Origin of the sequence: Acidovorax sp. LjRoot74, assembly GCF_964254355.1 — a bacterium.
Classification (GTDB): Bacteria; Pseudomonadota; Gammaproteobacteria; order Burkholderiales; family Burkholderiaceae_C; genus Acidovorax.
In genome coordinates this window covers 1,719,039-1,739,643 of record NZ_CAXUTI020000001.1, presented here as the reverse complement: position 1 = coordinate 1,739,643, position 20,605 = coordinate 1,719,039, and the positions used below count along the sequence as shown (strand labels likewise).

General features: G+C 66.5%; 20 protein-coding genes. 10 read left to right on the top strand and 10 right to left on the bottom strand.

What is annotated here, in order from left to right; genetic code table 11:
* Positions 1–30 precede the first annotated feature (30 nt).
* The 3 genes from ACSQ3O_RS08005 to ACSQ3O_RS07995 form a co-directional block, all read right to left on the bottom strand.
* Complete coding sequence (locus tag ACSQ3O_RS08005; RefSeq protein ID WP_436138452.1) at positions 31–522, bottom strand: CZB domain-containing protein; 492 nt, start codon at positions 520–522, stop codon at positions 31–33.
* A 237-nt stretch (positions 523–759) separates the two neighbouring features.
* Positions 760–1,752 (bottom strand): Hsp33 family molecular chaperone HslO, encoded by a 993-nt coding sequence (locus tag ACSQ3O_RS08000; protein WP_137746311.1) that lies wholly within the window; start codon positions 1,750–1,752, stop codon positions 760–762.
* A gap of 47 nt (positions 1,753–1,799) precedes the next feature.
* Positions 1,800–2,324, bottom strand: a complete 525-nt coding sequence (locus ACSQ3O_RS07995; RefSeq protein WP_137746310.1) for a gamma carbonic anhydrase family protein — start codon at positions 2,322–2,324, stop codon at positions 1,800–1,802.
* Between the two features lie 114 nt (positions 2,325–2,438).
* On the opposite strand from ACSQ3O_RS07995, the gene ACSQ3O_RS07990 reads away from it, so the two are divergent.
* The 3 genes from ACSQ3O_RS07990 (at position 2,439) to ACSQ3O_RS07980 (ending at position 6,004) form a co-directional block, all read left to right on the top strand.
* Positions 2,439–3,242, top strand: coding sequence for a ferritin-like domain-containing protein (locus ACSQ3O_RS07990; RefSeq protein WP_137746309.1), 804 nt, complete (start codon positions 2,439–2,441; stop codon positions 3,240–3,242).
* Positions 3,243–3,344: 102 nt separating this feature from the next.
* Positions 3,345–4,613, top strand: coding sequence for an EAL and HDOD domain-containing protein (locus tag ACSQ3O_RS07985; RefSeq protein ID WP_137746308.1), 1,269 nt, complete (start codon positions 3,345–3,347; stop codon positions 4,611–4,613).
* A gap of 110 nt (positions 4,614–4,723) precedes the next feature.
* Positions 4,724–6,004, top strand: coding sequence for an EAL and HDOD domain-containing protein (locus ACSQ3O_RS07980; RefSeq protein ID WP_436138451.1), 1,281 nt, complete (start codon positions 4,724–4,726; stop codon positions 6,002–6,004).
* Positions 6,005–6,106: 102 nt separating this feature from the next.
* On the opposite strand, the gene ACSQ3O_RS07975 is transcribed toward ACSQ3O_RS07980, so the two are convergent.
* The 4 genes from ACSQ3O_RS07975 to ACSQ3O_RS07960 all read right to left on the bottom strand — a co-directional run bounded on the left by ACSQ3O_RS07975 (position 6,107) and on the right by ACSQ3O_RS07960 (position 10,097).
* On the bottom strand, positions 6,107–7,096 hold the full coding sequence (locus ACSQ3O_RS07975) for a Bug family tripartite tricarboxylate transporter substrate binding protein (RefSeq protein ID WP_436138450.1): 990 nt from the start codon (positions 7,094–7,096) through the stop codon (positions 6,107–6,109).
* Between the two features lie 36 nt (positions 7,097–7,132).
* Positions 7,133–8,095, bottom strand: coding sequence for a Bug family tripartite tricarboxylate transporter substrate binding protein (locus tag ACSQ3O_RS07970; protein ID WP_436138449.1), 963 nt, complete (start codon positions 8,093–8,095; stop codon positions 7,133–7,135).
* A gap of 67 nt (positions 8,096–8,162) precedes the next feature.
* Entirely contained in the window at positions 8,163–9,062 is a 900-nt protein-coding gene (gene xerD / locus ACSQ3O_RS07965; protein WP_436138448.1) for a site-specific tyrosine recombinase XerD, read from the bottom strand.
* A gap of 69 nt (positions 9,063–9,131) precedes the next feature.
* Positions 9,132–10,097 carry a tripartite tricarboxylate transporter substrate binding protein BugE gene (locus ACSQ3O_RS07960; protein WP_137746303.1) on the bottom strand — a complete coding sequence of 322 codons (966 nt, stop codon included), beginning with the start codon at positions 10,095–10,097 and terminating at the stop codon, positions 9,132–9,134.
* Positions 10,098–10,223: 126 nt separating this feature from the next.
* Between ACSQ3O_RS07960 and ACSQ3O_RS07955 the strand changes: the two genes are divergently transcribed.
* Both ACSQ3O_RS07955 and ACSQ3O_RS07950 read left to right on the top strand, forming a co-directional pair.
* Positions 10,224–11,129 (top strand): AEC family transporter, encoded by a 906-nt coding sequence (locus ACSQ3O_RS07955; protein ID WP_436138447.1) that lies wholly within the window; start codon positions 10,224–10,226, stop codon positions 11,127–11,129.
* Positions 11,126–11,815, top strand: coding sequence for a GDSL-type esterase/lipase family protein (locus ACSQ3O_RS07950; RefSeq protein WP_436138446.1), 690 nt, complete (start codon positions 11,126–11,128; stop codon positions 11,813–11,815). Before ACSQ3O_RS07955 ends, ACSQ3O_RS07950 begins: the two co-directional genes overlap by 4 nt.
* A gap of 82 nt (positions 11,816–11,897) precedes the next feature.
* On the opposite strand, the gene queG is transcribed toward ACSQ3O_RS07950, so the two are convergent.
* On the bottom strand, positions 11,898–12,944 hold the full coding sequence (queG, locus tag ACSQ3O_RS07945; protein ID WP_436138445.1) for a tRNA epoxyqueuosine(34) reductase QueG: 1,047 nt from the start codon (positions 12,942–12,944) through the stop codon (positions 11,898–11,900).
* 12 nt (positions 12,945–12,956) lie between these two features.
* Here queG and tsaE point away from each other — a divergent pair, with 12 nt between their 5' ends.
* From tsaE to ACSQ3O_RS07930, 3 genes are all read left to right on the top strand, one after another.
* Positions 12,957–13,475 carry a tRNA (adenosine(37)-N6)-threonylcarbamoyltransferase complex ATPase subunit type 1 TsaE gene (gene tsaE / locus ACSQ3O_RS07940; protein ID WP_137746299.1) on the top strand — a complete coding sequence of 173 codons (519 nt, stop codon included), beginning with the start codon at positions 12,957–12,959 and terminating at the stop codon, positions 13,473–13,475.
* A 21-nt stretch (positions 13,476–13,496) separates the two neighbouring features.
* Positions 13,497–14,912, top strand: coding sequence for an N-acetylmuramoyl-L-alanine amidase (locus ACSQ3O_RS07935; RefSeq protein ID WP_436141091.1), 1,416 nt, complete (start codon positions 13,497–13,499; stop codon positions 14,910–14,912).
* Positions 14,913–15,130: 218 nt separating this feature from the next.
* A complete protein-coding gene (locus tag ACSQ3O_RS07930; RefSeq protein ID WP_298448621.1) occupies positions 15,131–15,463 on the top strand; it encodes a cupin domain-containing protein in 333 nt (110 codons plus the stop codon).
* Positions 15,464–15,505: 42 nt separating this feature from the next.
* Here ACSQ3O_RS07930 and ACSQ3O_RS07925 read toward each other — a convergent pair whose 3' ends face one another.
* Positions 15,506–17,086, bottom strand: a complete 1,581-nt coding sequence (locus ACSQ3O_RS07925) for a methyl-accepting chemotaxis protein (RefSeq protein ID WP_436138444.1) — start codon at positions 17,084–17,086, stop codon at positions 15,506–15,508.
* Between the two features lie 281 nt (positions 17,087–17,367).
* Here ACSQ3O_RS07925 and ACSQ3O_RS07920 point away from each other — a divergent pair, with 281 nt between their 5' ends.
* Positions 17,368–17,607, top strand: a complete 240-nt coding sequence (locus ACSQ3O_RS07920) for a glycine zipper 2TM domain-containing protein (protein WP_436138443.1) — start codon at positions 17,368–17,370, stop codon at positions 17,605–17,607.
* 91 nt (positions 17,608–17,698) lie between these two features.
* On the opposite strand, the gene ACSQ3O_RS07915 is transcribed toward ACSQ3O_RS07920, so the two are convergent.
* Complete coding sequence (locus tag ACSQ3O_RS07915) at positions 17,699–18,346, bottom strand: DedA family protein (protein ID WP_436138442.1); 648 nt, start codon at positions 18,344–18,346, stop codon at positions 17,699–17,701.
* 95 nt (positions 18,347–18,441) lie between these two features.
* On the opposite strand from ACSQ3O_RS07915, the gene mutL reads away from it, so the two are divergent.
* Positions 18,442–20,469, top strand: coding sequence for a DNA mismatch repair endonuclease MutL (gene mutL, locus ACSQ3O_RS07910; RefSeq protein ID WP_436138441.1), 2,028 nt, complete (start codon positions 18,442–18,444; stop codon positions 20,467–20,469).
* Positions 20,470–20,605 lie beyond the last annotated feature (136 nt).

The following is a 20,605-nucleotide window of genomic DNA, read 5'->3' as shown; positions in this document are numbered from 1 at the left end:
CAGCTCCCAGTCTCGCAGGGCCTTCGGCCCTTACTCGGCCAACGACCGCACCAGCCCGCGCTGCAGCTCCTTGAGCAACAGCACCACCTGGCTGGAGCCATAGCGGTAGCCGCCATTGAGCACCTGCACCGCCTTGTCCCACTCGCCTTGCTGGGCCAGCTCGACCAGGGTGGCAGCCTGCTCGTGGAAATACTGGTAACGCGCCACCAGCAGTGGAAACGCCGGCTGGTCACCCAACACCTCGCCCCCCACGCCGTGCAGCCAGCGGCCCAGCACGCTATGGTCTGCACGGCGCACCAGGGCTGGGTCCAGCCCTACGGCCGTACGGCCCTCCAGGTAGTCCATCAGGCGGGCTTTCCAGCGTTCATGGGCGTTGATGGCGGCGTCGATGTCCAGGGCCGCCAGCAGGCTGTCGCCACGGCGCGAGTCAGGCACTGCGGCGCTGTCGAACAGCAGCTGCGCGGGCGCTGCAACCGCCGGACCGGCACGGCGGACACCCAGAACGCGACGTAGTAACTCCATGACACCCTCAGAACAGGTTCTCTCAGATCCATCAGCGGCCGCATGCCGCCACCACGGCGCTAGCAGCGCCCCTGCCCCGCGCTGCGGCCGGAACGGCAGCCGCGCGATGGCCCATGAATCCTAAGCGGGGATGGAAAAATTGAATGTCAACGATGGTCAGCCATGCAAGGCACGGCCACGGGACTGCCGCCCTGCACCGGGCGGACCCCAGACGGGTTGTTGCTGACCAGGAGGGCCCTACTGGATGCCCGTGGGCCCGGGTGGCTGGCTGGCTGCGGGCGAGACAAAAATCTGCGCCGCATCCACGGCATCGAATCGGTACTGCTGGCCGCAAAACTCGCACCCGACCTCGATGTCGTCGCGCTCGGCAAGGATGCTCTCGGCCTCTTCCACACCCAGGTTGCGCAGCATGTTGCTGACGCGTTCACGGCTGCAGGTGCAGGCAAAACGCGGGCCGCTGGCGCCCTGCTGCGGCTCGAAGCGCAGCAGCTTCTCTTCCCAGAACAGGCGGCGCAGGATGGTGTCCACGTCCAGCGTCAGCAGCTCTTCGCGCGTGAGGCTCGCGGCCAGATGGGCGATGCGGTTGTAATCCTCGTTGTGGCCGATCTGGTCTTCGTTCTCGCGGTGCGAGAGGCCCGCAGCCAGGTTGCCTTCGCCCTTGATGGGCATGCGCTGGATCAAAAGGCCTGCCGCCACCTGCTCGTTGGCGCCCAGCACCAGAATGGTGTCGAGCTGCTCGGACTGCAGCATGTAGTGCTGCAGCACATCCGACAGCCGCTCCAGCTTTTCATGGTGGTCGCCATGCAGCGGAACCACACCCTGGTAGGGCTGCTGGCCGGGGTGGCGGTCCTTGGGGTCCAGCGTGATGGCGCAGCGGCCACCGCCGCCCACATTGACCATCTGGCTCAGCTTCGCATCCGGCAGCACCTCGCCATTCACCGTGGCCGTGGCGCGCAGGCTCAGGTCCGACTGCACCTCGGTCACGGCCAGCTTGACGGGGCCATCACCAAACACCTGCAGCACCAGCGCACCGTTGAACTTGATGTTGGACTGCATGAGCACCCCGGCTGCCGCCATCTCGCCCAGCAGCTCACTCACGGGCGCGGGGTAGGCGCCCGTGCTGGTGTTGCTGGCGCGGCGGCGCAAGATTTCGGTCCAGGCATCGGTCAGGCGCACGATCATGCCGCGCACAGGCAGGCCATCAAAAAGAAACTTGTGGAGTTCAGACACGCAGGGGTTCCAGAAAAAATGAGGTGGCAGGCGGCGGCGATGCCCGCTCAGCCGATCTTGCGCAGGCCGCTTCGGAAACGGCGCGCATTGTCGATGTAGTGTTGGGCGCTTTGGCGCAGGCCCTCGATCTGCTCGGGCGTGAGTTCGCGTACGGCCTTGGCAGGGCTGCCGATGATCATGGAACCATCGGGAAACTCCTTGCCTTCGGTGACCAGCGCGCCCGCGCCCACCAGGCAGTTTTTGCCGATCTTGGCGCCATTGAGCACCACGGCGCCAATGCCGATCAAGGATTCGTCGCCAATCGTGCAGCCGTGCAGCATGACCTGGTGGCCCACCGTCACGCGCTCGCCCACCACCAGGGGCTTGCCGATGTCGGCGTGCAGCACGCTGGCGTCCTGGATGTTGGAGCCCGCGCCGATGGTGATGGTCTCGGTATCGCCCCGGACCACGGTGCCAAACCACACGCTGGCGTCTTCGCCCAGCACCACATTGCCCATCACCTGGGCGCTGTCAGCCACCCAGGCCGATGTCGGCACCTGGGGCGCCACACCATCGAGTTCGTAAATCGCCATGCAAAAGTCTCCGTGGGGGCAGGCATCCGGGCCTGCGTTTTGGAATGGGGGAAGCGCCAGCCAGTGGCGCCACGCGTCTGTGGGCACCGTTGGCAACGGCCTAGAATTGTAAGGATGGAGCTTCGCCAACGTGCACTGCAGGTCTTGTGCCTTGCAGACCCTGAACAAAAAGCGGCCGCTGCGCTGGACCTGTATACCCAAGCAGCTACGCTTTCGATAGCAGACAATACCCCCACCCCGCCCAGCAACGCGCACGACCTGCCCGGCCGCCCCGCGCGGCCGGAATTGCGGCGCCATACGGATGTGGCCCGGCGCTCGCCTGCTACCCCCGAAGGCCGCGCAGTGCTGATCCACGCAATTGCCCACATCGAATTCAACGCCATCAACCTGGCGCTGGACGCCGTGTGGCGCTTCGGCGGCATGCCACAGGCCTATTACCTTGACTGGGTGCTGGTCGCGGCCGAGGAGGCACGGCATTTCAGGCTGCTGCGCGACCACCTGCGCAGCCTGGGGCATGACTACGGCGACTTCCCAGCCCACCAGGGCTTGTGGACCATGTGCGAGAAGACCAGCCACGACATCCTGGCCCGCATGGCCCTGGTGCCGCGCACGCTGGAGGCTCGCGGGCTGGACGCCACGCCCCAGATTCAGGCCAAGCTGCGCCAGGTGGGCGCACCCGATGCGCTGGCGGCGGTGGCCATCCTGGACATCATCCTGCGCGACGAAGTCGGCCACGTGGCCATCGGCAACCACTGGTACCGCTGGCTGTGCGAGCGTGCGGGGCACGACCCCGAAACCCACTACGGCACCCTGGTCGCACAATACGAGGCCCCGCGCCTGAAGCCGCCATTCAACGAAACCGCCCGCCGCAAGGCAGGTTTTACCGACAACGAACTGCGCTGGCTGCAGCAGCTCTGATCTTCTGGTTACAGCCGAACTGGCTCGGGCTTTTAAAATTCGCTGTGCAGGCCGCCACAGGTCGCCGCAGACACCGGCCCCTCTTTCTTCCATACTCCCCCCATGACTTCACCCACCTCCCCCGGGCTCTCCCTCACGCCCCCGCCTCCTGGCAACCAGTCCTCGGTCGCCATGATTGCGCGGCAAGCCATCGTGAACGCACAGCAGGTGGTGGTGGGCTACGAGCTGTTCAACCGCTCGCGCAGCGGCGCGGCGCACACGGCGGCCACCGATGTGATCCTGGTCTTCACGGCGCTCTCGCATGCGGGCACCGAAGAGCTGGTGGGCAAGAAGCTCATCTTTGTGAACTGCACGCACGAAAGCCTCTCGGGCGGCCACCTGGAGCTGGTGGACCCCGACAAGGTGGTGCTGGAGATCCCACCCCTGGGCCATGCTGCCGCCGAAGAAGTCGCCACCCGCATGCCCATCCTGGCCGGGCTGCGCGACCGCGGCTTTCACCTGGCGTTCAACCACACGGTGCTGCAATCGGCCTACGCGCCCTGGTTGCCACTGGCCGACTACATCAAGCTCGACCTCTCCGTGCTGGCGCCGGACCAGCTGGCAGTGCTCATCAGCTATGCGGGGCGCAACTCTCAGGCCGAGCTGATCGCTGAAAAGGTCGAAACCGCACAGCAGTACGACATGGTGTCCAGCCAGGGCGTGCAGATGTTCCAGGGCTACTGGTTTGCGCGGCCCTCTCTGGTGGAAGCCAAACTGCTCGCGCCCTCGCAGGCCAGCATCATCGAACTCATCAACCAGGTGCGCAAACAGGCGAGTACCGACGACATCGAGGAAACCCTCAAGAAGGATGCAGGCCTGGCCTTCAACCTCATGCGCCTGATCAACTCAGCAGGCTTCGGCCTGTCGCGCGAGATCACCTCCTTCCGCCAGGCCGTGATGCTCATGGGCCTGAAAAAACTGTTCCGCTGGGCGGCACTGCTGCTCACGGCCTCGCGCGCAGGGGGCACACCCTCGTCCGTGGGCCAGACGGCCGTGGTGCGGGGCCGCCTCATGGAACTGCTGGCGCTGGAGACCCTGCCCCCCGAAGAAGCCGATCAGGCCTTTGTGGTCGGTATCTTCTCGCTGCTGGACGTGATGCTGTCCATGCCCATGGAGTCCGCCCTGGGCCTGCTGAACGTGCCCGAACCCGTGGCAGCAGCGCTGCTGCGCCGCGAAGGCTTCCTGGGCGACCTGCTCACGCTGGCCGAAGCCTGCGAGTCAAGTGACGATGCCGTTTTCGACCGCACAGCCGGGCTGCTGCACCTCACCAGCCAGCAAATCAACTTTGCCCACCTGCAGGCGCTGGCCTGGGCAGACCACCTGGGCGACTGATCCGCCCCCCTGCCAGCACAGCAGCGCGGCCTGCTGCCATCCATTGGTTCGCGGCAAGGCCACGGGGGTCTAGAATCGCCAAGAACTAGCCTTTCACTACAGCAGACCCCATGTCGAGCACACCTGAACAAGACACCCCGGACGCTGCACCCCCAGCGGTGGAGCCGGTGGACGAGAACCTCGCCATCATTGCCCGCCAGGCCATCGTGGACGAAAGCCGAGCGGTTTATGGCTACGAACTGTTTGACCGCTCCACGGCCTCCGACTCGCACACCGCCGCCAGCGACGCCGCCCTGCTGTTCAACGCCCTGTCCTACGCGGGCACCGAGGCCCTGGTAGGCAAGAAGACGGTGTTCATCAACTGCACGCACGACAGCCTCTCGGGCGGCCACCTGGAGCTGATCCACCCCGAAAAGGTAGTGCTTGAAGTCCCACCCCTGCCCGATGGCGCAACGCCCGAGGAAATCGAAGGTCGCCTGCCCACGCTGGAGGCCCTGCGCACCCGAGGCTTCCGCCTGGCGTTTGACCAGCAGGCCCTCAAGCGTGCCTACACCAGCTGGCTGCCCCTGGCAGCCTTCATCAAGCTGGACATGCAGGCCTTCAAACCCGAGCTGGCCGCGCCGCTGGTCAAGTTTGCCACCACCCACAGCAAGGCCACCCTGGTGGCCGAAAAGGTGGAAACGGCCGAGCAGTACGAGCTGATGAAGGGCCTGGGCGTGAAGCTGTTCCAGGGCTACTGGTTCGCCCTGCCCTCGCTGGTCAAGGCCACCACCATCCGCCCCTCGCAGGCCACGATCATCCAGCTCATCAACCTGGTGCGCAAACAGGCCAGCACGGCCGAGATCGAAGACCTGCTCAAGAAAGACCCCACCCTGTCTTTCAACCTGCTGCGTTTCATCAACTCGTCGGGTTTTGGCCTGTCGTGCGAGATCACCTCGTTCCGCCACGCGGTGATGATCCTGGGCCTGAAAAAGCTGTTCCGCTGGGCGGCACTTTTGATGACCACCTCGCGCGCTGGCGGTGCGCCACCGGCTGTGGGCCAGACCGCCGTGGTCCGTGGCCGCCTGATGGAGCTGCTGGCCGCCGAGTTGCTGCCGCCTGAAGACTGCGACAACGCCTTTGTGGTGGGCGTGTTCTCGCTGCTCGACACCATGCTGGGTGTGCCACTCGAAAAAGCCCTGGAATCCGTGGCCCTGCCCGAGCCTGTGATGGACGCCCTGCTGCGCGGCACCGGTGTGTTTGCGCCCTTCCTGGAGCTGACCAAGGCTTGCGAGAGTGGTGACGAAGTGGCCTTTGCCAAGAACGCTGAAGCGCTGCACCTGTCCAACCGCCAGGTCAACTGGGCCCACCTTCAGGCGCTGACCTGGGCCGAAAGCCTCAACGAGGAGTGACGCACCGGCCTGTGGCGCGCATGGCCGCCGCAGCCGCCCAAAGTCAAAGGGCCCTGGTCATCCAGGGCCCTTTTTGTTTGTTTATGAAGAAAGCACAAACTCTCAGTTGCTGGCCTGGATGCCCGCCGCGCGAATGATGCGCGCGTTGTTCTCCGACTCTTGCGCAATCTGGCGCGCAAACTCGGCCGCCGTACCGCCTGTCGGCACGTTGTCGGTGGCTTCCAGCTTGCTGCGGATATCGGGCTGGGCGAGCGCCTTGTTCACCTCGGCATTGATACGGTCGAGCACGGCCGCAGGCGTCTGTGCGGGCGCATAGAGGCCAAACAACGACGACAGGTTGGCAGCGGGCTGGCCCAGCTCAGCCAGCGTGGGCACCTGCGGCAGCGAATCAAGCCGCGCAGGCGCCCCTACCGCCAGCGGCTTGAGCTTGCCCGCCTTGATGTGCTGCAGCACGGCTGGCCCCGCGTTGGTGGACAGCACTTCGTACTGCCCGCCCAACGCGTCGTTCATCTGCTGGCCACCGCCTTTGTAGGGCACGTGGGTGATCTGCACCTGGCTCTTGCCCGCAATCTGCTCCAGCATGATGTGGCCCAGCGACGCCTGCCCCGAAGTCGCCCAGCGCACGGCCCCAGGCTTCGCCTGCGCGGTGGCCAGCAAGTCCTTGAAATCTGCCGCCTTGCTGGCGGACGTGCCCAGCAGCAGCACGGGCGAATACATCACGCTCACCACCGGGGCAATGTCTTTTTGCGGGTCGAACGGCGACTTACCCAGGTGCGGGTTGAGCGCCAGCGGGCTCACTGCTGCAAAGCCCAGGGTGTAGCCATCTGGCGCCGCCTTGGCGACGGCATCCACGCCCAGGCTGCCACTGGCACCGGCCTTGTTCTCGATGACCACCGGCGTGCCCAACTGCGCGGCCAGCTTGTCTGCCAGGGCACGCGCCACGTTGTCGCTCACACCACCCGCCGGGTAGGCCACCACGATGCGGATCGGCTTGGCCGTGGGCCAGGACTGCGCCAAAGCCATGGCCGGTGCAAGGGCCAGCGCGGCGGTGGCAAGGAGGAAGCGGCGGGACAGCGGGGGTAAGTAGGTCATCGCAAAGAAGCCGCCATCAGGCGGTCGGTGAATCCATCAATCGAGTTCGAGCTTGCGCTCGCGGATGAGCCGGGCCCATTTCTCGTTCTCGCCCTTCACGAAGCTGAAGAACTCCACAAGGCCCAGCGAATGTACTTCGGAACCCGTGGATGCGAACTTGGCCCTCACGTCCGCCTGCGCCAGCACCTTGGCCAGTTCGGCGGCCAGCTTGTCCACCACCTCCTTGGGCAGGCCGGCCGGGCCGACCAGGCCCTGAAAGCCCACCGACTCCATGGCGGCAAAGCCCAGCTCGCCCACCGTGGGCACATCGGGCAGTTGCGGGTCGCGCCGGGGCCCGGTCACGGCCAGCGCCTTGAGCTTGCCGCCCTTGATCTGCGGCAGCAGCACCGGCCCCGCATCGATGAGCAATTGCGTCTGGCCGCCGATCAGGTCCTGCACCGCCGGCGCGCTGCCCTTGTACGGCACATGCGTCACATCGAGGCCGGTGGCCTGGTTCATGAGTTCGCCGTTGAGGTGTGTGGACGTGCCCGCGCCGCCCGAGGCAAAGTTCACCTTGCCCACATTGGCCTTGGCCCACGCCACCCAGTCCTTGAGGTCTTTGGCGGGGTGGTCGGGCCGGGTCACGGCGATGTAGCTGCCCTGGCTGATCTGGCCGACATACGTGAACTGCTTGAGCGGCTCGTAGGGCATCTTGCGCTGCAGGTAGGGCGCGATGGCAAACGGCCCGGTGTTGGCGAGCAGGAGGGTGTAGCCGTCCGGCGCTGCGCGCGTGAGTTCGGTGGCGGCCAGCATGCCGCCAGCGCCCGGCTTGTAGTCCACCACGATCTGCTGCTTGAGCGCCTCCTGCAAAGGCACCTGCACGGTGCGGGCGGCAAAGTCGATGCCGCCGCCTGGCGGGTACCCCACGATGAGGCGGATGGGCTTGGCCGAAGGCCAGCCCTGGGCCATGGACAGGGTGGCCAACCCCAGCAGCAAAGTGCCTGCTACCAGTTTCTTCATGCTCTTGTCTCCTTGTGTTGTTGTGAGGAATCTAGGCTTGGGCAACCCAGCGGGCCTCCATCTCCAATCATCCGCGCGGATGGTGCTGGGCATGCAGCGATTTGAGCCGCTCGCGCGCCACATGGGTGTAGATGGTGGTGGTCGAGATGTCGGCGTGGCCCAGCAGCAGCTGCACCACACGCAAGTCGGCACCATGGTTGAGCAGGTGGGTGGCAAACGCGTGGCGCAGCGTGTGCGGCGACAGCGGCACCGTGATGCCCGCCACCTGCGCCCATTTTTTGACGATGACCCAGAACATCGCCCGCGTCATGCCGCTGCCCCGCTGGGTCACAAACAGATCATCGGTCTGCTGCCCGCCCAGGATGGCGCCGCGCGCCTCATGCAGGTAGCGCTCCAGCCAGGCATGCGCCTCATCGCCAAACGGCACCAGGCGCTCTTTGCTGCCCTTGCCCATCACCCGCAGCACGCCTTCGTTCAGCCCGAGCTGGAAGGTCTTGAGCGTGACCAGCTCGGTCACGCGCAGGCCGCTGGCGTACATCAGCTCCAGCATGGTGCGGTCGCGCAGGCCCAGGGGGTTGCCCAGATCGGGCGCGTTGAGCAGGGCTTCCACCTGGGCCTGCGACAAGGTCTTGGGCACCCGCAGGGGCTGGCGCGCGGCCTGCAGCCGCAGCGTGGGGTCGGCTGTGATGCGCCGCTCGCGCAGCGCCCAGTGGAAGTAACGGCGCAACACCGTGAGCCGCCGGTTGGCCGAGGTGGCACGCGTCTGCGCATGGCGGGCCGCAAAGTAAGCGTTGAGGTGCAGCTCGGCCGTGTCGTCCAGCGCCAGCGCGGGCTGCTGGGCCGCCAGCCACTGGGCGTACAGCGTAAGGTCGCGCCGGTAGGCCGCCAAGGTATTGCGCGAAAGACCGTCTTCCAGCCACAGGGCGTCCACAAAGGCATCAATCGCGTTCAGGCTGGCGGCAAGCATACAAAAACGATAGCACGTAAAAAAGCCGCCCGGGCGAAGGGGCGGCTTTGGGGTGCGAAAGCGCAGCGCTTATTCGAGCGTCAGCTTCTGCTTGACCACCACATCCTTGTAGACCGCGAACTCGGCCTTGATCTGCTCGGCAAACTGCTCGGGCGTGTTGCCGATCACGAGGGAGCCAGTGTCTTCGATGCGCTTCTTCACGGCTGGGTCTTGCAATGCCGTGCGCACGGCGGCGTTGATCTTGTCCACCACATCCTTGGGCAGGCCCTTGGGGCCCACGATGCCGTAGTAGGCCATGCGGTTCACCGGCTCCAGGCCCAGTTCCTTGAACGTGGGCGTGTTGGGCAAGGCTGCCACGCGCTGGGGGGCAGCCACCACGATGGGCACCAGGCGGTTTTCCTTGATGAAAGGCAGGGCCGACGGCAGGTTGTCAAAAATCATGGGCACCTGGCCCGCCACCGTGTCGTTGAGGGCGGGGCCCGCACCACGGTAGGGGATGTGGGTCACAAAGGTGCCCGAGAGGTTCTTGTACAGCTCCATCTGCAGGTGGCCGATGCCGCCCGTGCCGGAGGACGAGTACGAATACTTGCCTGGCGACTTCTTGACTTCGGCCACAAAGGCCTTGTAGTCCTTGGCCGGGAAGCTGGGGTGCACCGCAATGATGTTGGGGGTGGCCGCAATGTTGATGATGGGCGTGAAGTCCGTCAGCGGGTTGTACGGCGTCTTGGGGTTGATGGCCGGGTTGGCCGCCGTGGTGGACACGGTGGCCACGCCCAGCGTGTAGCCGTCTGGCGCCGAGCGGGCCGTTTCAGCTGCGCCCACGATGCCGCCGCCACCGGCCTTGTTCTCCACGATCACGCTCTGGCCCAGGGCCTTGCCCAGGGGGTCGGCGATCACGCGCGCAATGATGTCGGTGGTGCCACCGGGTGCAAACGGCACCTGCAGCTTGATCACCTTGTTGGGATAGCCTTGGGCGGCAGCGGTGCCTGCTGCGGCAGCCAGTACGGTCAGCGCAAGCCATTGACGACGATGCATGGAGTTCTCCTTCGTGCGGGTAACAAACAGCGCCGATGGTATGCGCAACCACCGCGTTGGCGCCCTGCGGATTCCACATAAGGGCTAACCCCAAGGCCTTGCTGCGCATCAAGTATTCTCGGCAGCGTGAACTACGCCCAGCTCCTGCTCCCCGACTTCTCCCTCATCCTGTGCGGCTACCTGATCTGCCGCTACACCGCCCTCAACCGCTCGGTCTGGCAGCCGGTAGAGAGCCTGGTGTACTACCTGCTCTTTCCCGTGCTGCTGTTCCAGTCCATCGTCAAGAGCCCGGTGGACATCAGCGCCGCATCGGGGCTGATCGGCGCGGGCATGCTCTCGGGCGTGATCGGCATTGCGCTGGCCTACAGCCTGCCGCACTGGCCGTGGCTCGGCAAACACATCGATGTGCGCGACCATGCGGCCAGCGCGCAGGTGGCGTTCCGCTTCAACTCCTTCATTGGCCTTGCGATTGCCGAACGGCTGGCGGGCACGCAGGGCCTCTTGATGATTGCCGTGCTGATCGGGGTATGTGTGCCACTGTTCAACGTGGCGGCCGTGTGGCCCATGGCGCGGCAGGGCCAGCACAGTTTTGCGCGCGAGCTGGTGCGCAACCCGCTGATCATTGCCACGGGGTCGGGCCTGGCGGCCAACCTGCTGGGCTTTCAGATTCCGGAGTGGGCCGTGCCCACGGTCAGCCGCATCAGCGCCGCATCGCTGGCCCTCGGGCTGATGGCCGCCGGCGCCGGCCTGCAGTTTGGCCTGCTCACGCGCGGCAAGGCGCTGAGCGTGGCGGTGCTGTCCATCCGCCACCTGGTGCAGCCCCTGTTGGCCTTTGCGCTGGCGCGGCTGTTTGGGCTGGACCCGGTGCAGACCACGGTGCTGCTGGCCTTCTCGGCCCTGCCCACGGCATCGACTTGTTATGTGCTGGCCGCCCGCATGGGCTACAACGGGCCCTATGTGGCGGGGCTGGTGACGCTGTCCACCCTGCTGGGCGTGGTGAGCCTGCCTTTTGCCCTGGGGGTTCTGCGATGACGAATTTTCTGCACCCTGATTTGCACCCCATTGCACCGGGCGCGGTACGGCGCCGCACCCTGCTGGCCCGCCTGGCCGCGGTGGCACTTGCTGCGCCGCTGGCCGCCTGCGGGCGCAAGTCCCCCCGGGCGCAGGCGCTGCCCGCCGGGGCCACGGTGCTGGCGCTGGGCGACTCGCTGACCTCGGGCCTGGGCGCATCGGCCGACACCGCCTACCCCGCCGTGCTGCAGCGCCTGACGGGCTGGAAGGTGGTCAATGGCGGTGTGTCGGGTGACACCTCGGCCCAGGCATTGGCGCGCCTGCCGGGCCTGCTGCAACAGCACAATCCTGCGCTGGTGATCGTGAGCATCGGCGGCAACGACTTTCTGCGCCGCCAGAGCAGCGCCACCACCCGCACCAACGTGGAGCGCATCTGCACCGACGCGCGCGCCAGCGGCGCCCAGGTGCTGCTGGTGGCCGTGCCCGAGCTGTCGCTGATGGCCGCTGCAGGCAGGCTCAGCGACCATGCACTGTACGAAGAGGTGGCCGACGCGTTGAAGATCCCCCTGCACAGCAAAGGCTGGTCGGGCGTGCTGGCGCAAGACCGACTGCGGTCAGACCAGATCCATGCGAATGCAGCGGGCTACGAGCAGTTTGCGCAGGGGCTGGTGGAGACCCTCAAAACCACCGGATTGCTGGTGCAGTAACACCGCAGGGCCCAACAACCCAAAAACTATCATTTTGATAGCTTAAAACGCTTACCCATCGCGCGGAGAGGCCGTTTTTTATTCACATTTTCAGCGCCCAGGCCACATGCTCGCGCACCAGATCACTCGGGTCTTCAGCGCGGGTCTGCAATGCGGCGCGCACCGCGCCATCGCCCGTGGCCCGCAGCGCATTGCCCAGCGCCACAGCCACGTTGCGCAGCCAGCGCTCGTGGCCAATGCGGCGGATGGGGCCGCCCTCTGTCATGCGCAAAAAGGTGGCTTCGTCCCACGCAAACAGGTGCACTAGCTGCTGCCCCGACAGACCCTTGCGCTCGTCAAAGTCGGGCAGGCGGCTGACCTGGGCAAACTTGTTCCAGGGGCAGATGAGCTGGCAGTCGTCACAGCCATAGATGCGGTTGCCCAGCAGGGGCCGCAGCTCCAGCGGGATGGGCCCCGCATGCTCGATGGTGAGGTACGAGATGCAGCGGCGCGCATCGATGCGGTACGGCGCAATGATCGCCTGCGTAGGGCACACATCGACGCACGCGCTGCAGCTGCCGCAGTGGGCCGTAACGGGCGCGCTCGGTGGCAGCGCCATGTCCACATAAACTTCGCCCAGGAAGAACATGGACCCGGCCTCGCGGTTGAGCACCAGCGTGTGCTTGCCGCGCCAGCCCTGGCCGCTGCGCGCGGCCAGTTCGGCCTCCAGCACCGGGGCGGAGTCGGTGAACACGCGGTGCCCGAACGGGCCGATGGCCTCCGCGATGCGGTCGCTGAGCTTTTGCAGTCGGGCGCGCAGCACCTTGTGGTAGTCCCTGCCACGGGCGTAGACGGAGACGATGCCCTCCTGGGGGCGGGTCAGGCGCGAAAGCTCCACCGCTTGCCAGCCTTCGGGCGCGTCCATGGCAGTGTCGCGCGGCAAATAATCCATGCGCGCCGTGATCACGCTAACAGTGCCGGGCACCAGTTCGGCGGGGCGCGCGCGCTTCATGCCATGGGATGCCATGTAATGCATCTCGCCATGAAAACCCTGCGCCAGCCAGGCCGAAAGCCCGGGTTCTGCCGCAGACAAGTCCACCCCCGCCACGCCGATTTGGGAAAATCCCAGCTCGCGGGCCCACTCCTGCATTTGAGGAACGAGTTGACTGTTGCACCACATACCGGCCAGATTGTAGAAAGCGGCACCGATGCCCTTGCCGAAGCTACACGCCATTTCACCTGGCACAGCGAAGCCGACACCGACGCCTTCGCGCGCCAGCTGGCAGCGCAGCCGCTGCTGGCCAACGCCTACCTCACCCTGCATGGCGACCTGGGCGCAGGAAAAACCACGCTGGTGCGCCACCTGCTGCGCGCCCTGGGCGTGCAGGGCCGCATCAAGAGCCCCACCTATGCCGTGGTGGAGCCCCACGAGGCGCCCAACCTCTCGATCTGGCACTTCGACTTCTACCGCTTCGACGACCCGCGCGAGTGGGAGGACGCGGGTTTCAGGGACATTTTTGCCAACCCGGGCCTCAAGGTGGCAGAATGGCCGGAAAAGGCTGCAGCGCTTACCCCGCCTGCGGACCTTGCTATCCACATTGAAGCAATCGATGACACCGAAAGGAAGGTCACACTGCACGCCCACACCCCCGCAGGGCGCGCACTGCTGCAAGGACTCTGATACACCGTGAACCAGCCCCACATGCCCACCCCCTCCACAAAGCCGCCCTCGCGCCGCGCTGTGCTGCAGATGGGCTCCCTGGTGTTGCTGCTGGGCACGCAGCAGATTGCGCGTGGCGCCACCATCCTGGCCGTGCGCGTGTGGCCCGCCCCCGAGTATTCGCGGGTGACCATCGAATCCGATGGCGCCCTGGTGGCCAAACAGTTCTTCGTGACCACACCACCGCGCCTGGCGGTGGACATCGAAGGCATCGACCTCAGCCCCGCGCTGCGCGAGCTGGTGGCCAAGGTCAAGCCCGACGACCCCAACATCGCAGGCATCCGGGTGGGCCAGAACGCGCCCGGTGTGGTGCGCCTAGTGGTGGACCTGAAGCAGGCTGCCCTGCCCCAGGTCTTCACCCTGCCACCCGTGGCCGCCTACCAGCACCGGCTGGTGTTCGACCTGTACCCCGCCGCGCCGGTGGACCCGCTGGAGGCACTGATCGCCGAGCGCCTGCGCGAGACACCCTCCGCCGACAAAGCCGCCCCCCCGGCACCTACGCCCACCGTGGCTACGCGCCCGAGCACTCCTGCCGAACATGACCCGCTGGGTGACCTGATCGCCCAGCGGGCCCAACGCCCTGCCCCTGCAGAGGCCCCGCCGCCCGCCGTGGCGGCCGCGCCCGCACCGGCCGAGCCGCCCCGCACCGGCAACCGCGCCACCGCCACCCAGACCGACCGCCTCATCATCGTGGCGCTGGACCCGGGCCACGGCGGCGAAGACCCCGGCGCCATCGGCCCCGCAGGCACGCGCGAAAAAGACGTGGTGCTGCGCGTGGCCTACCTGCTGCGCGACCGCATCAACGCCACCACCGTGGGCGGCAACCCCATGCGAGCCTACCTCACGCGCGACGGCGACTACTTTGTGCCGCTAGGCACACGCGTGCAGAAAGCCCGGCGCGTGCAGGCCGACCTGTTCGTTTCCATCCACGCCGACGCCTTCACCACCCCCGAAGCCCGGGGCGCCAGCGTGTTCGCGCTGAGCCAGGGCGGCGCCTCCAGCACCGCTGCGCGCTGGCTGGCCAACAAAGAAAACCAGGCCGACCTAGTGGGCGGCATCAACGTGCAATCCAAAGACCAGCATGTGCAGCGCGCGCTGCTGGACATGAGCACCACGGCGCAGATCAACGACAGCCTCAAGCTCGGCTCCGTGCTACTGGGCGAGATTGGCGGCATGGCCAAGCTGCACAAGCCGCGCGTGGAGCAGGCCGGTTTTGCGGTGCTGAAGGCGCCCGACATCCCCAGCGTGCTGGTCGAGACCGCCTTCATCAGCAACCCCGAAGAAGAAAAGCGCCTGCGCAGCAGCGCCTACCAGGAGCAGCTGGCCGATGCGCTGATGCGCGGCATCACGCGCTACTTCGCAAAGAACCCGCCGCTGGCGCGCAGCCGGTCGGTGTAGGCCTCGGCGTCTAACTGGGTGCAGACCCTGTTGCAGGTGCGTGGGGATGGGGTGCCAGCAGGTGGTACAGCACCGGCTAACCCGGTGATTCCCCGGCCTTGCGCCCCCTGCCAAGAGCGGGCAAAGTAGGCTCACAGCCCCGCCTTCGCACCGGCATTTCGCCCTGCACCCGCACCGTGCCGCCGATGCGCCGAGGCAAGACAGGAAGGAAAACCGCCATGGCCCTGCCCCACGCCCAATCCGGCCAGATCGTCAGCGTGCGCCCCCTGGGCGAGCGCCTGCCCGACACCCTCACCACCGCCATCCTCAAGGCCGGCCAGCTCGAAGTCATGCGCGTGGTCCTGCCGGTGGGCAAATCCATGAAGGAACACCAGACACCCGGCGAAGCCACCGTGCAGTGCATCGAAGGCGTGGTCGAATTTGCCAGCGACGGCGCCGTGCAGCGGCTGCACCCTGGCGACTTTGTGCACCTCGCGCCACGCGCGCTGCACGCACTCAAGGCGGTGCAGCCCGCCTCGCTGCTGGTCACGCTGTGCCTGCAGCCGGGGTGACGCGGCAGCCACCGCGCTCCACGCTCATCGGGCGCAGCCCGTTCACTGCCCCAGGCGAAACACGCTCACGATCTGGGCCAGCTTGGCCGCCTGGTGCTTGAGGCTGTCGGCCGCCGCCGCGCTCTCCTCCACCAACGCAGCGTTCTGCTGGGTGACCTGATCGAGCTGTGTCACGGCCTCGCCCACCTGGCTGATGCCGATGGTCTGCTCGCCCGTGGCGCTGGAGATCTCGCCGATCAGGTCGCTCACGCGTTTGACCTGGGTGACGATGTCTTCCATGCTCTGGCCCGCATTGCTTACCAGCTGGGCACCGTTGTCCACCTTCTCCACGCTCGCGCCGATCAGGGTCTTGATCTCCTTGGCCGCCTCTGCGCTGCGCTGTGCCAAGCTGCGCACCTCGCTGGCCACCACCGCAAAACCCCGGCCCTGCTCGCCTGCACGGGCGGCTTCCACTGCCGCGTTCAACGCGAGGATGTTGGTCTGAAACGCAATGCCGTCGATCACTGCAATGATGTCGGTGATTTTTTTGGAGGCTGCCGCAATGTCCTGCATGGTGGCCACCACCTGGCCCACTACCTCGCCGCCCTTGACGGCCGCTGCCGATGCCGAGCCCGCCAGCACCGCCGCGCGCTGCGCGGTGTCGGAGTTGTTCTTGACGGTGCTGGTGATCTGCTCCATCGACGCCGCCGTCTGCTGCAGGTTGCTGGCCTGCTCCTCCGTGCGCTGGCTCAGGTCGGCATTGCCCGTGGCGATTTCGCTGGAGCCGGTGGCAATGCTGTCGCTGCTCTGGCGCACATCACCCACGATGCGCACCAGCGAGGTCTGCATGCCTTCCATAGCGCGCATCATCTGCGCCACCTCGCCACGCCCCTGCGCGTGGATGGGTTGCGACAGGTCGCCCTCGCCAATGCGCTGCGCCACCTGGGCCACTTCGGCCAGCGACCGGCGGATGCGCTGCACCACCACCCACGACAGCAGCACCAGCAGCGCCAGGCTCGCACCCCCCGCCACCAGCACCGTGGTGCGGTAGGACTGGATCAGCCCCGCCGCTTCGCCCGCCTGCTCGGCCGAGCGCCGCACCTGGTAGGCCACCATCTTGTCGGCCACCGCGTTGTACTGGTCCACCACCGGGGCAAAGCTGCCCAGCGCAAAGCTCTTGGCCTGCGCCATGTCGCCTGCCTTTTTCAGTGCCAACGCCTTGTCGCGCACCTCCAGGTAGGGCTTGCGCACCGCCCCCAGCTCCTCCTGGATGCGCAGGCCCTCCGGGCTGTTCTCCAGCTCGGTGTAGCGTTTTTGCACCTTGCTGGTGTCCGCCGTGGTGGCCGCCACCATGTCCTTGAAGTAGTTCTGCAAATCGTCGCCTTCGGACTGGACGATGGAGAACACGCGCGTGGAGTTGACGGCAATGTTGCTGCGCCAGCGCAGTGCCAGCTGCAGCCGTTCGACCTGTTCGTTGGCCAGCCGGTCCACCGTGGCGCCCAGGTGCTGTACCCGCACCAGGCTCAGCCCCAGCACCACCACCAGCGCCAGAATGGCCACCCCCACGATCAGCCCGATCTGCTGCGCCACCGTGAGCTGGGTGCCCAGCCCTCCCCGGCTCGCCTGCTGTGCTTGTGGGTCCATGGGGTGCCTCCTTGTAAGAATGTGTGCACAGGAAATGATCTGCCTGCGCCACGCGGTTGGCAACAGCCGCCGGAGCCACGTAAACCCTTATGGGGTGTAACAGGCAAGCGTGCTCAGCGCCCCGAGATACATGGCCCTGTGTCCTACACAGGGCGCCCCAGGCGGCCTACACCCGCCGCCCACTCCAACACTCATAGTCGAGGCACAGGCCCGGCATCACGGGCCAGCCCCGGCGGGCAAGCCGCCCGCCCCCTTCTTTCAAGACCGACAAGGACTACGCCATGAAACTCCGCCACATCCTTCTTGCAAGCACCTGCACCGCCGCCCTCGCGCTGGGGGGTTGTGCATCCAACCCGTCACGCACCCAGGTGGGCACTGGTGTGGGCGCTGTCGTTGGCGGCGTGGCCGGCAACGCGATTTTTGGCGGCCCGGTGGGCACCATCGGCGGCGCAGCGGCCGGTGCACTCATCGGCCACGAGATCGGCGAAGACCGCGACCAGCGCCGCTACCGCCGCCGTTGATGCGGGCCCAACCAAAAAACAGGCATAAAAAAGGCTGCTTGCGCGCATTCATCATGCGCGAGCAGCTCTAATTTTTGTAGCAAAAAGCCTATCAGGCAATCTTGGCCTGGCGCCCCGCGCGCCATGCGCCAAAGATGGCGATCAGGCCGGGCACAAAAATCAGCGCCCAGATGATCTTGTCCAGGTGCTCCCGCACAAACGGCAGGTTGCCGAAGAAGTAACCGGCCGTGCAAATGCCCAGCACCCAAATCAGCGCACCGCCCACGTTGAAGGCAGTGAACTTGGCCCGGTTCATCTCGGCCACACCCGCCACAAAAGGCGCAAAGGTGCGAATGAACGGCATGAAACGCGCCAGCACAATGGTGATGCCGCCATACTTTTCGTAGAAGTTATGCGCCTGGTCGAACGCACGGCGGTTGAACCAGCGCGAGTCCTCCCACTGGAAAACCTTGGGCCCAAAAAAGCGGCCAATCGAATAATTGCACTGGTCGCCCAGGATGGCCGCCACCACCAGGATCACGCAGGCCAGCGAAAAATTCATCATGCCCGCACCACACAGCGCCCCCACGATGAACAGCAGTGAATCGCCGGGCAAAAACGGCATCACCACCAGGCCCGTCTCCACAAACACGATCAGGAACAACAGCGCATACACCCACGCGCCGTAGGTTTGTACAAACATCTCAAGGTACTTATCGACATGCAGGATGAAGTCGATGAGGAAGGTGACCAGTTCCATGGGGAGGCCGGTGGGGAAACCACTGGGCAGTAAAAAACAGCGGGCATTATCCCCATCGGCCCGCTGCGCACGCACCGATACCCCTCCACCCTAAAATGCCCCGGGTGAACGACGCACCATCCCCCCTCGCAGCGGCGCAGCCCGCACCAGCCCCCCATCGCCGCCCCATCCGCGACCTGCCCGACGAGCTGATCAGCCAGATCGCCGCCGGTGAAGTGGTGGAGCGCCCTGCCTCGGTGGTGCGCGAGCTGGTGGACAACGCGCTGGATGCTGGCGCCACGCAGATCACCCTGCGCCTGTCGGCCGGGGGCGTGCGCCTGATCACGGTGGAAGACGATGGCGGCGGCATCCCGCAGGAGGAACTGCCCGTGGCCCTGCGCCGCCACGCCACCAGCAAGATCACCAACCTGGACGACCTGGAAACCGTGGCCACCATGGGCTTTCGGGGCGAAGCGCTAGCGGCGATTGCCTCGGTGTCGGAGATGTCGCTGCTCTCGCGCCCGGCGCAGCAGGCCAGCGCCTTCTTGCTGGACGCGCGCAGCGGCGAGCTGTGCCCTGCAGCACGCGCCACCGGCACTACGGTGGAGGTGAAGGAACTGTTCTTCTCCACCCCCGCGCGCCGCAAGTTCTTGAAAACCGATGCCACCGAGCTGGCCCACTGCATTGAATCCGTGCGCCGCCATGCACTGGCGCGGCCCGACGTGGGTTTTGCCATCTGGCACGAAGGCAAGCTGGTGGAGCAGTGGCGCGCCACCTTTGTGCCCGGCCAGGGGGATGCGCAGGATGCCCTGGCCCGCCGCCTGTCGGACGTGCTGGGCGAGGACTTCGTCACCCAATCGGTCGCCGTGCAACACCGCGTGGGCCCCGTCACCGTCACCGGCCGCGCGGGCCTGCCCGACGCCGCCCGCTCGCGCCCCGACCACCAGTACTGCTACGTCAACGGCCGCTTTGTGCGCGACAAGGTGCTGACCCACGCCGCCCGCAGCGCGTACGAAGACGTGCTGCACGGCCACAAGCAGCCTATCTATGCGCTGTATGTCGAGATCGACCCGGCGCGTGTGGACGTGAACGTGCACCCCACCAAGATCGAGGTGCGCTTTCGCGACAGCCGCGAGGTGCACCAGGCTGTGCGCCACGCGGTGGAAAACGCACTGGCCGCCCCCCGCGCCGCGGCGCTGGCGGCGGTCAACGCAGCAGTCGCCACGCCCGCCAGCGCTACAGATTCAGATAAAAAACAGCCCCTACCGCCCGTCTGGCAAGCCCAAGCAGCTATCAAATTTGAAGAACGTGGCCACCGCGTGCAAGACCTGCAGGCGCTGTGGGCGCCCCGTGGCGGCGATGCCCCGGAAACACCGCCCACGGCCATTGGCGGCCTCTGGGCGCCCTCTGCCCAACCTGCCACCTACCCGGTGCCGCCCACCGGCCAGCCACAGGCAACCGCCACCACAGCAGAACAACCCGCCGAAGCTGCTACAGCCAACGCCCCGGGCACTGCCGACACCACGGCCTGGCCCACCGGGCGCGACGCCCCCTCGGCCTGGCCCCTGGGCCGCGCCGTGGCACAACTGCACGGCGTCTATATCCTGGCCGAAAACGCCCAGGGCATGGTCATCGTGGACATGCACGCCGCCCACGAACGCATCGTGTACGAGCGCCTCAAGGCCCAGGTGGACAGCGGCGCCCGCATTGCCAGCCAGCCCCTGCTGATCCCCGCCACCTTCGCTGCTACCCCGCAAGAGGTCGCCACCGCCGAAGAGTCCACCGAAGTACTGGCCATGCTGGGCCTGGAGGTCGTGCCCTTCTCCCCCAAAACCCTCGCCGTGCGCGCCGTGCCCACCACGCTTGCGCAAGGCGACCCGGTCGAACTGGCCCGCAGCGTGCTGGCCGAACTGGCCCAGCACGACGCCACCACCGTGGTGCAACGCGCCCGCAATGAAATCCTGGGCACCATGGCCTGCCACGGCGCCGTGCGCGCCAACCGCAAACTCACGCTGGATGAGATGAACGCGCTGCTGCGGCAGATGGAAACCACCGACCGGTCGGACCAGTGCAACCACGGGCGGCCCACTTGGCGGCAACTCAGCATGAAGGAGCTGGACGCGCTGTTCCTGCGGGGCCGGTAACGGCTACAAGACGGAACGCCGGAGCCCCCAAAAAAAGTGGCCCCGGAGGGCCAACAGGGCAGAAAACAAGGCACCGCGGTCACGCCCGCGCTGCCGCAGGCCAGCGCTCCCGCGCAAGGGCCGCCCCGCCGCGCTG